Origin of the sequence: Bifidobacterium sp. UBA6881, assembly GCA_002451435.1 — a bacterium.
Lineage (GTDB): Bacteria > Actinomycetota > Actinomycetes > Actinomycetales > Bifidobacteriaceae > Bifidobacterium.
Map to the genome: position 1 here is coordinate 5769 of DKCF01000034.1, position 584 is coordinate 6352.

Annotated in this window: 1 protein-coding gene; it reads right to left on the reverse strand. The window is 62.8% G+C overall.

All coding sequences use genetic code 11. From position 1 onward, the window contains the following. A partial coding sequence (locus tag B3C64_RS02715; RefSeq protein WP_291533560.1) for an Hsp70 family protein occupies positions 1-584 on the reverse strand: 584 nt, incomplete at both ends.

Genomic DNA, 584 nt, shown 5'->3' on the forward strand with positions numbered 1-584 from the left:
AGGTGCACCGGGGTGCCGTCGGGGGTCATCGCCAGGTACTGCATGGAAATGGAGGTGCTGGTGGAGCTGGACAGTTCCTTCTTGGCCTGTTCCGCGGCTTCCTTCAGACGCTGCAGGGCGATCTTGTCCTTGCTCAGGTCGACGCCGTACTTGTTCTTGACCTCGCCGACGAGCCAGTCGATGATCTTCTGGTCCCAATCGTCGCCGCCCAGGTGGTTGTCGCCGTTGGTGGCCTGCACCTGAATGGTGGAGAAGCCGTCGTCGTCCTTGCCGATCTCCAGCAGGGACACATCGAAGGTGCCACCACCGAGGTCGAAGACCAGGATGCGCTCGTCTTCCTTGCCCTTCTCCAAGCCGTAGGCCAGTGCGGCGGCGGTCGGCTCGTTGATGATACGCAGGACGTTCAGGCCCGCGATGGTGCCGGCGTCCTTGGTCGCCTGACGCTGGGCGTCGTTGAAGTATGCCGGGCAGGTGATCACGGCGTCGGTGACCGGCTCGCCGAGGTATGCTTCGGCATCCCTCTTCAGCTTCATCAGCACCTGAGCGGAGATCTCCTGCGGAGTCCACTTCTTGCCGTCGATCTC